Genomic DNA, 9,275 nt, shown 5'->3' on the forward strand with positions numbered 1-9,275 from the left:
CTTTCTGCACTGCGCATGACCCACATAAAGGATTCGCTGCTTGGAAGTTTCCCTTCTTCCTTATTGCACTGAGTCATGATCCCTAGGGTCAGATACCATGAAGTACTTATAAAATGATTAAACAAACTCTAAAAGTTCGGTAAAGAAAGTATAAATATCTTGCAGAGGAATATCATTCGTGATATAATTTGCTTAAAATTATGTTGAGCAAAGGATGAGAAGCATATGCAGGAAAATATGAAAGAGTATTTTTCAGAAAAGGAAGCCCGTGAAAGGCGTCTGGCGACTTATACAGAAAAGATACAGGAAACCGTGTTAAATAAATCAGCAGAAACGATCCGAAGCCTGGTAGATGAAAGACATAACCAGAAGATGACGCAGCAGGAGATTTCAGATATTACCGGGATCAAGCCGTCAAATCTGGCCCGCTTCGAGAGCGGAGGCAGAGTACCCACCTTGATAGTATTGGAGAAATATGCCAATGCTCTTGGGAAACACATCGAAATAAAAATCTGTGATGACTGACAGATTTTTATTTAAAGAATCATACATGATAACATAAAGTAAAACAATATCAAAAAGACTGTATAATTTGAAAGAATGCAACATCGGATGCAGATTTTTTGATAATAATAAAAAAATATGGTGTATGAAAATAAAATAATTGTTATAATCTAAGTAAGAATATAACAGAAAGGTTGGTTCCAACATTGCGGTCTGCCCCATGAAGTTGGAAAGGGATAAAGAATTATGCAGTTATACCAGTTTGAAAAAATTTATTCACAGATGGAGAGGGAATTCGGAAAGATCAGAAAGGGCGAAGAAGAAACATACGCTATGCTGCTGTTACCAATGGAAGGAAATGTATTAAAAATACACCGTGAATTCCCAGAATCAAACAGCCGGAGATTAAGGGAGGCTATTGCATTGGCATTATTTGATATAAAAGGGAACTACAGTAGGGAAAAATATGACACAGACAACTTTAGAAACAAAGAAAATGAAAGGCTTGAAAAGGCATTGCTCATGGCATTTGATCCTTACACAAATAATGAGATAATGGAGCTGGTAAAAGAACAGTTCCAGATGGATATTCTGTCACAGGAACAAGTAAAAGAATACTATAAATTTCCAGTAATGTGTCTGCTAAGGATTAAGGAGTCAATTGATACATGGGAAAAACGTTCAGGTTCAGATGGATACTTTGATTTTATTGAGGGATATATGGGAAAAGAAATAAAAGGGAATGACATGAATTTTAGTATCATGAGCTCAGGAGTACTTGATATGTAATAATTTTTAAGTTTAGTCTGACGCCAAAAGCGTCTGGAAGCACGTAATTTCACTCATGTGAGGTTCGCAACAAGGAAGTATAAAGATATAAGGATATATTTAAAGTGGAGGAAAAAGATATTATGATGTATCCATTTATGACATTGAACGACAATACAGAAATTACACATTCTGAGATGAAACCAAATGGTAGAGTAAAAGTGTATATAGAAACTCCAGATGAGAAGTATTGTTTTAAACATGCAACATGTTGGCTTCCAGACTATGAATGGGAAGATATATTTCAGTATTCAGATGAAGAAATAAGTCGTTTTGATGAAATTATACATTCCATGGCGCACTTGATTATAGAGTTTTCACAAGAGGGAGGATTTGATAATGCCTCGAATTTTTAGGTTTGGCGAGTACTGGATTTATTTTTGGACAAATGAAAATAAGCCACTTGAGCCTGTTCATATTCATGTTGCCAAGGGAGCACCGACAGCAAATGCGACAAAAATATGGATAACCAGTACAGGTAATTGCTTGCTTTGTAATAATAATTCCCACATTCCAAATCATACCCTTCGCAATATTATGCGTATGATAGAGGCCAGACATGATGATGTGATACAGGCATGGATTCAATATTTTGGAGAGATCCGATATTTTTGTTAGAAGATTCTGTAATATAAAAAAATGTGTGAACAGTGAAGAAATGTGCTGGTCAGACACTGTGAAGTAACTGGCGCCATGAAGTACCTGTAAAATGATTAAACAAGTCCTAAAAGTTCTGTAAAGAAAGTGTAAATGTCTTGCGGAATTATATCATCTGTGATATGATTTGCTTAAAAATTATGTTGAGCAAAGGATGAGAGGCCGAGAAATATGCCAATGCTATTGGGAAATACATTGAAATAAAAATGTGTGATGACTGACAGATTTTTATTCAAAGAATCATATATGATAATATAAAATATAATAACATCAAAGGAGTGATAACTATTGCAAGAAAATTAAGGGTTTGGTTTCCGGGCGTAACCTACCATATTATGCACAGGGGAGTGAGAAGAAAACCGATATTTGAGGATGAAATGGACTATCAGGTGTTTCTTCAGATCTTAAAAAGCGCATTGATAAAATATAGATGTGTTTTACATGCATATTGTCTGATGACGAATCATATCCATCTGCTTCTCGAAACCTGTGATATGGAAATTGGAAAATTTAAGTTCCCAACATTGAGGTCAGACCCCAATGTGGTCAACTTAAGCCCAGAATGCTGAAAATTCAACGATTCTGGGCTTATATTCTGGATTTTTTTATATAAATATCTTGACATATCCTCCTAAATATGTGGTTTATAGATTAAGCAATATTACGTTACCAGCGAAATATTTATCTATTCCAATACGTAGGAGGTATGCCATATGAATCGAACTAATATTTGTAAAAATATCGTCCAATCCATTAAAGATTATATCACAGATCAAGATAAACTGGAACCCCATCGGGTGGAAAAACATTTTGTACGGCGAAGAAAACTTTCACTTTTGCAAGTTATTATTTATCTGTTCTTCTCTTCAAAAGCTTCCATGTTCCAGAATCTTTCACAGATTAGAGAAGAACTTGGCACACTTTCTTTTCCGGATGTTTCTAAACAGGCACTTTCCAAAGCCAGACAGTTCATTAATCCTTCACTGTTTAAAGAACTTTATTACCTTTCTGTTGATCTGTTTTACAGCCAGATCTCTTCAAGAAAGCTGTGGCAGGGTTATCATCTTTTTGCAGTAGATGGTTCCAGGATCGAACTTCCTAATTCAAAATCGACGTTTGATTTTTTTGGCGAAATGTCCAGCTATCCTGATCCAAACCGACGTTATACCATGGGACTGGCTTCAATAATCTATGATGTTCTGGATGATTATATCCTTCATGCATCTATCCATAAATTTCTTTCTTCTGAACGAGCAGCTGCATTAGAACATCTTGAAGTTCTTGAAGATATGGGACTATATAACAACAGTATTATTATTTTCGACAGAGGTTATTATTCAGAAGATATGTTCCGCTACTGTGTAGAGCATGGGCATCTCTGTGTTATGAGACTGAAAGAGGGAATCAATTTATCTAAAAAATGCAATGGTGATATGATTTCCATTCTTCAGGGAACTTCAAAAGAAGGTACTTCCGATGTACCCATACGTGTCCTTGAGATTCCGCTTGATGATGGTACAAAAGAATATCTTGCAACAAACCTGTTTGATCCTGCTGTTACAAAAGATATGTTCCGGGAACTTTACTTCTACAGATGGCTTGTAGAACTTAAGTACAAAGAACTAAAAAGCCGCTTTGCCATGGAAGAGTTTTCCGGTGCTACTGCAGTGTCTATACAGCAGGAATTTTATATAAATATGCTTTTATCGAATCTGGCCTCTCTTATAAAAAATGAAGCAGATGAAGAAATACAGATTTCTGCCAAAAGCACAAATAAGTTCCGTTATCAGGCCAATCGTGCATTTATCATTGGACGGATCAAAAGTATTGTTCCCAAAATACTCTGCGGACTGTTTGAGCTTTCAATTATTGAACAGTTATATACAGATGCTGTACGCTGCAGATCACAGCTCCTGCCCGGAAGGTCGTTTCCAAGGAAGAAATTGAAATCCAAGGGACGTTCACATTTCCGAAATAAAAAAGCTTCTTTTTAAAATAGAGCCAGCATTCATCAATAGGCTTATTTAAGTGCGGCAATTTTTATGAATCTTCTGGTTTCCAACAAAACAGCAACTGTTTTCTGTCATAAACCGATTAATTTTGTAGTTTGCATTAGAGGATATTCGCTAATATGCCCCTAAGTTGACGCTAGGTTGACCACATTGGGGTCTGACCCCATGAAATACCGATAAAGAAGATAAAACAGAACTAAAAGATCTGTAAAAGAAACATAAAATATCTTGCAAAAGCTTATCACGAGTGATAAAATCTCGTAAATAAGATATCAGAGATGGGATAGAGGGATAAGCAAATGCAGGAGAACATGAAAGAATACCTGACAGATTTTCATTTTAGAATAATCATAAATGATAGTATTATCGAGTACAAAAAGCGAAATGAAAGGAGAAATATCGCAAGAAAAGTAAGTGCTTAATTTTTAGGTTGCTTTTAAGATCGAAATTAAATCATAATACGAAAAAATCACATAAAATCATAATTTAACAAAATAATAAATACAATATTCTTGACATATACGAAAAAAACGTATAACCTAAATGTACAGGAGGTGTCAAGATGCTGATACGGTTTAGTGTAAAAAATTTTTTGTCATTTGCATCAAGAGAAGATAACATGTCTGAAGAATTTTCTATGATTGCAGGACGTGTTCGTGGGAAAAAGGAACACCTGTATGATGATGGAAAGATCAAACTACTGAAATTTGCGGCAGTTTATGGTGCGAATGCTGCCGGAAAATCCAATCTGGTAAAGGCAATGGATTTTATGAAACAGGTAGTGATCAGTGGTCTGCCGGACGGACATACAGAAAAATACTGCAAAGTAAATCCGGAAAATGCTATGAAGCCAAGCTATTTTGAAGTAGAGATTCTGTTAGATGGTAAATATTATTCTTATGGTTTTGAAATTATCCTGAGCCAAAGCAGGTTTATTTCAGAGTGGCTGGTGGAACTTCATGCTGATAATTCAGAGAAAATACTTTTTACAAGAGACATTGCAAACGGAACGTATGAACTGGGTGGTATGCTTGCACGTAAAGGGTTAAAGGAAAAACTGGATGTCTATGCAGATGATATTCGTGGAGATGGCAGTGTCCTGTTTTTGGCGGTCATGAATCAAAATAAAAAAAATCTGTACGAGAGTCATAAAACGGCTGCGATTCTGAAAAATGTTTTTTTGTGGATAAAAGATTCACTGGATATCAATTATCCGAATCAGCCGATCTCTGATTACTCTTATCTTGCCCAGGCAGATAAAGTCAGTGAGGTTTGCCGGATTATATCTGCATTTGGAACCGGGATTACGGATTTCGCTTTAGTGGATGTTCCAGTTGAGAAAGTGCTACATGGATTGTCGAAGAACCTGCAGGACAAAATTCTGTCAAATATCGAGCAGAAACAGGTTGAAGTAAGAAACCATCCGCAGATCAAGGGAATCAATATGATATTAAGGACGCTTGCGGATCTGTTTATTATTATGATAGATGGCAGCGATACTGTGAAATGCCAGACAATCGAGTTCAGTCATGGAAGAAAAAATGTGTTATTTAATCTGGAAGAAGAATCGGATGGAACAGTGCGTATTCTCGATCTGTTGGAGATATTATTGTCCGGCGAGGGAAAAACTTATGTCATAGATGAACTGGATCGGTGTCTGCATCCAAGTCTCAGTTATAAGTTTGTGGAGACATTTTTAAACCTTGCGGCTGAGAAGAATATCCAGCTTATCGTTACAACCCATGAGTCGAGATTGATGGATTTCGATCTTCTCCGCAGGGATGAGATATGGTTCGTGGATAAAAAGGAAAACGGAGAGTCGGATATCTATTCATTGGAAGAATATAATGCCAGATTTGACCAGAAGATTGACAAGGCATATCTGGAGGGAAGGTATGGAGGCATTCCTATTTTCAGCACCATTTTTCCAGTTGAGAGGGCATAGCGCATGAGAGAAAAAAAGACATTTGCCCAAAGAACCAGAACAAGGAATACAGACGAAGTGCGGAAAAAGTATTTTCTTGTATATGAAGGAAAAGAAACAGAGGAGATTTATTTTGAAGGTGTAAACCAGAATCGTTCCATGATCGGAATCAATCCGTTGATCGAACTGGTTCCTGTGGTAAGGAGCTACAGTGAAGAAGGATGGAGTAATCCAAAGAAGATCGTGGACCGTATGCTTTTGAATCTGAAAGAAAGCAGACTTGGCACTGTTTCGTATGAAACTCTTTTAAACTGGTTCATGGATTATCTGTATGAAGAAAAGATACTCGTAAACAGCAAAGCAAAAGCCAAAAGTCTTTGGCAGACGTTGGAATGGATATGCAGCGAAAAACTGCAGATCACTCTTACAGAGCCTGTTACAGATCTGGAAGAAACATGCAGGATGCTTGCTGAGTATTTTCAGGATAAAGAAGGATATGAACAAATTGTTGATGATGTGCCACGCATTATCCGAAACCGGTCAATTACTTATGCGGAAGGATTTGATAAAATATGCTTTGTCGTAGATCGTGACAGAGAGAGCTTTGTTGCACATGAGGAAAACAATCAGTATAAATATGTTCTAGAAAAATGCAGGGAAAATGGTTTTGGATTATATCTGACAAATCCATGTTTTGAATTTTGGCTGTTGCTCCACTTTGATGACGTGGAACAACTGGATGAAATACAGCTTTTCCATAATCCGAAAATAACTGCGAAACGCCGCTATACGGAACAGGAACTGCGAAAAAGAATGACTGGGTATACAAAGTCTTCTTATGATGTTGACTGGTTTATGAATCGGATTGATATAGCAATCAAAAATGAAAAGAACTATTGCGAAGATATTGAAGAATTGGAACATTCAGTGGGAAGCCGGGTTGGATTGTTAATTGAAGAATTAAGGGATATAAAATAAGATGATTTTTCTGTTGTCCGCCAACGCTCCAGCTCATATGAGCACCACAAGGGTCAGACCGTGCGTCCAGGTAAGGGTATATAGTCCGGTGGGTGGAAGCCCCATCAAATAAGCTGCTAACCACAGCATTTGAAGCGAGTCTTGAGTCTGCCGCGGTAACGTTGCAGGCTAAGCGTAGACAGCAAGATAACAGGGATAGCTATTGAGCACCGAAATCCCAAAGTCACCAGAGGGTCGACATCGTGGTCTGGATGGAAGACAACATATGTATTTATCGTTATGGTGAGATTTTACATACCTCTGCGGTGTTGGTTGGAACTATTCATGTTATACAGGGAATTTATATCAACTGGAGAGAACCTGCATTTTCTTCTGTAGTGTGTAAACAGAAAGTATGCCTGACAACCAAAAGAAGAATGGCAAAAGAAATGCAGGTAGTCGGAGGCCCGAATAGTACTGATGAAGGTATGAACAAAATAAATACCAGAGGGAAGTCGAGAGAGAACTGTTCCTCACAGTTCTGGCCTGCGAAACTATATCAAAGAGGAAACATTAGCTATACACAGAGATAGAGGTACTAATGGAAACGAAATTGGCGAGAATATCACAATTATCAAAGGAAAATCCTGATATGGTATTTACGTCTTTAGGACATCTGATTAATAAAGAAATGCTTAAGAGCTGTCATGCCCAGATGGATGGAACGAAAGCCGTAGGAATTGATGGGATTACCAAAGAGGAATACGGGAGAAGACTGGAAGAAAACATAAGCGCTCTTATAGAACGTCTAAAGAAGAAGTCCTATAAGCCGAAACCGGCAAGGCTGGTGGAAATACCGAAGGATAATGGAAAGATGCGACCGCTCAGTATCTATTGTTATGAAGATAAGCTGGTGCAGGAAGCACTGCGCAGAATACTGGAAGCGGTGTTTGAACCCCTATTCTATGATGAAATGATGGGATTCCGACCCAACAGGGGATGTCATAAAGCAATCCGAAAATTAAACCTGATGTTGGAGAGAAAACCAACAAGTTATGTATTGGATGCAGACATTAAAGGGTTCTTCCAGCATCTTGACCATGAATGGATCATACATTTTATAGGATCAAGGATCAAAGACCCCAATATTATCCGTCTTGTCAGACGGATGCTGAAGGCAGGGATTATGAACAACTATGAATTTGAAGAAACCGAAGAAGGAAGTGGACAGGGTTCTGTCTGTTCTCCTGTAATCTCCTGCATCTATATGCATTACGTACTGGTATGGTGGTTTAAAGAGGTGATAACACCAAAGCTGAAAGGATATGCAGGTCTGGTCGTATATGCCGACGATTTTGTGGTAACATTCCAGTATAAATCGGATGCAGAGTGGTTCTATGAACATCTGAAACATAGAATGGGACACTTTGGATTAAGCCTTGAAGAAGAAAAGAGCCGTCTGATAGAGTTCGGGCGTTATGCAAAAGAAAGATGCAGAAAAGCCGGAACGAAACCAGGCACTTTTACTTTCTTAGGTTTTACACACTACTGTTCCAAAAGTAGGAATGGCAGATTCAGAGTGAAGAGGAAAACCAGTAAGAAGAAGTTTGCAAAGAAGTGCAGAGAAGTAAATCTTCTGTTAGTGAAGATGAGAACATGCAGATTAAAAGAGATTATTGCAAAACTTAACCAGATACTAACTGGTTATTACCATTACTATGGAATTACGGACAATACAGAAAGTATAACGGCATTCCGATATAACATCATGAGAAGCCTGTTCTATTGTCTGAACCGGAGAAGCCAGAAGAAAAGCTATAATTGGGTAGAATTTCTAAATATGCTGGATAATAGCTATCCACTGGTAAGACCCCGGATATATGTCAATATATACGAATGATAATGTGAACGATTCGTTTCGCAAAGAGCCGGATGCGGGAAAACCGCACGTCCGGAGTTCTGTGAGGGGTGTACGACCGTAAGGGGTGCACCTACTCGACCCATAAAGAAATAATAGGTAGTTTTCTGACTGAAATCGCCGACCGGTTCTATGGAGGCAATGTTATAAGCGAGTTCTGCACTGATGTGGGCTTCAGTTTCACTAAAGAATTCTGTATTTAATATGGTATATTTATGACCGGCCTGCAGATCAAAAACACCGTTTTGCTCAGATACATTTTTTCCGGATTCATCAAACAGAAAAGCCGGATGATCTTCTCCTGATAAAATTGCATAGCTGCCAGTGGTTTCCGGAGTAAAAAATCCATATGCTGATCTGTCCCAGATTTTAGGATAATAAGCGGGAATCCTCGGCAATTCAATTACCGAGATGAAAGCGCAAACTGAGCATATCTGCACTCATAATAAATAAAAATAACAAAACGGTTTTCATT

10 protein-coding genes are annotated in these 9,275 nt (G+C 37.8%); all 10 read left to right on the forward strand.

All coding sequences use genetic code 11. From position 1 onward, the window contains the following. The first annotated feature begins 225 nt into the window (after nt 1–225). The 10 genes from ACTNES_RS17425 to ltrA all read left to right on the forward strand — a co-directional run bounded on the left by ACTNES_RS17425 (nt 226) and on the right by ltrA (nt 8,782). Nucleotides 226–525 (forward strand): helix-turn-helix domain-containing protein, encoded by a 300-nt coding sequence (locus ACTNES_RS17425; RefSeq protein WP_441040216.1) that lies wholly within the window; start codon nt 226–228, stop codon nt 523–525. Nucleotides 526–750: 225 nt separating this feature from the next. Beyond that, nucleotides 751–1,293: a hypothetical protein gene (locus ACTNES_RS17430; RefSeq protein ID WP_441040217.1), complete on the forward strand. Its 543-nt coding sequence runs from the start codon at nt 751–753 to the stop codon at nt 1,291–1,293. 104 nt (nt 1,294–1,397) lie between these two features. Continuing rightward, on the forward strand, nt 1,398–1,688 hold the full coding sequence (locus tag ACTNES_RS17435; protein ID WP_441040218.1) for a hypothetical protein: 291 nt from the start codon (nt 1,398–1,400) through the stop codon (nt 1,686–1,688). After that, on the forward strand, nt 1,672–1,950 hold the full coding sequence (locus tag ACTNES_RS17440) for a DUF4160 domain-containing protein (protein ID WP_433844406.1): 279 nt from the start codon (nt 1,672–1,674) through the stop codon (nt 1,948–1,950). The genes ACTNES_RS17435 and ACTNES_RS17440 overlap by 17 nt, the downstream gene beginning before the upstream one ends. A gap of 317 nt (nt 1,951–2,267) precedes the next feature. Next, complete coding sequence (locus ACTNES_RS17445; protein ID WP_441040219.1) at nt 2,268–2,558, forward strand: transposase; 291 nt, start codon at nt 2,268–2,270, stop codon at nt 2,556–2,558. Nucleotides 2,559–2,702: 144 nt separating this feature from the next. Then, on the forward strand, nt 2,703–3,983 hold the full coding sequence (locus tag ACTNES_RS17450; protein WP_441040220.1) for an IS4 family transposase: 1,281 nt from the start codon (nt 2,703–2,705) through the stop codon (nt 3,981–3,983). A gap of 637 nt (nt 3,984–4,620) precedes the next feature. Next, nucleotides 4,621–5,946, forward strand: a complete 1,326-nt coding sequence (locus ACTNES_RS17455) for an AAA family ATPase (protein ID WP_441040221.1) — start codon at nt 4,621–4,623, stop codon at nt 5,944–5,946. A gap of 3 nt (nt 5,947–5,949) precedes the next feature. After that, nucleotides 5,950–6,903, forward strand: coding sequence for an RloB family protein (locus tag ACTNES_RS17460; RefSeq protein WP_441040222.1), 954 nt, complete (start codon nt 5,950–5,952; stop codon nt 6,901–6,903). Between the two features lie 242 nt (nt 6,904–7,145). Beyond that, nucleotides 7,146–7,475 carry a hypothetical protein gene (locus tag ACTNES_RS17465; RefSeq protein WP_177284598.1) on the forward strand — a complete coding sequence of 110 codons (330 nt, stop codon included), beginning with the start codon at nt 7,146–7,148 and terminating at the stop codon, nt 7,473–7,475. 8 nt (nt 7,476–7,483) lie between these two features. Further along, the gene (gene ltrA, locus ACTNES_RS17470) at nt 7,484–8,782 is read left to right on the forward strand and encodes a group II intron reverse transcriptase/maturase (protein ID WP_441040223.1); all 1,299 of its coding nucleotides are present in this window, start codon (nt 7,484–7,486) and stop codon (nt 8,780–8,782) included. Nucleotides 8,783–9,275 lie beyond the last annotated feature (493 nt).

Source organism: Blautia sp. HCP3S3_D9 (genome assembly GCF_052063845.1).
GTDB lineage: Bacteria > Bacillota > Clostridia > Lachnospirales > Lachnospiraceae > Blautia_A.

What these genes read in the sequence shown, in the direction of transcription:
- ACTNES_RS17455 (WP_441040221.1), top strand. Translation starts at nt 4,621, where the DNA reads ATGTCTGAAGAATTTTCTATGATTGCAGGACGTGTTCGTGGGAAAAAG.
- ltrA (WP_441040223.1), top strand. Translation starts at nt 7,484, where the DNA reads ATGGAAACGAAATTGGCGAGAATATCACAATTATCAAAGGAAAATCCT.
- ACTNES_RS17460 (WP_441040222.1), top strand. Translation starts at nt 5,950, where the DNA reads ATGAGAGAAAAAAAGACATTTGCCCAAAGAACCAGAACAAGGAATACA.
- ACTNES_RS17450 (WP_441040220.1), top strand. Translation starts at nt 2,703, where the DNA reads ATGAATCGAACTAATATTTGTAAAAATATCGTCCAATCCATTAAAGAT.
- ACTNES_RS17425 (WP_441040216.1), top strand. Translation starts at nt 226, where the DNA reads ATGCAGGAAAATATGAAAGAGTATTTTTCAGAAAAGGAAGCCCGTGAA.
- ACTNES_RS17440 (WP_433844406.1), top strand. Translation starts at nt 1,672, where the DNA reads ATGCCTCGAATTTTTAGGTTTGGCGAGTACTGGATTTATTTTTGGACA.
- ACTNES_RS17430 (WP_441040217.1), top strand. Translation starts at nt 751, where the DNA reads ATGCAGTTATACCAGTTTGAAAAAATTTATTCACAGATGGAGAGGGAA.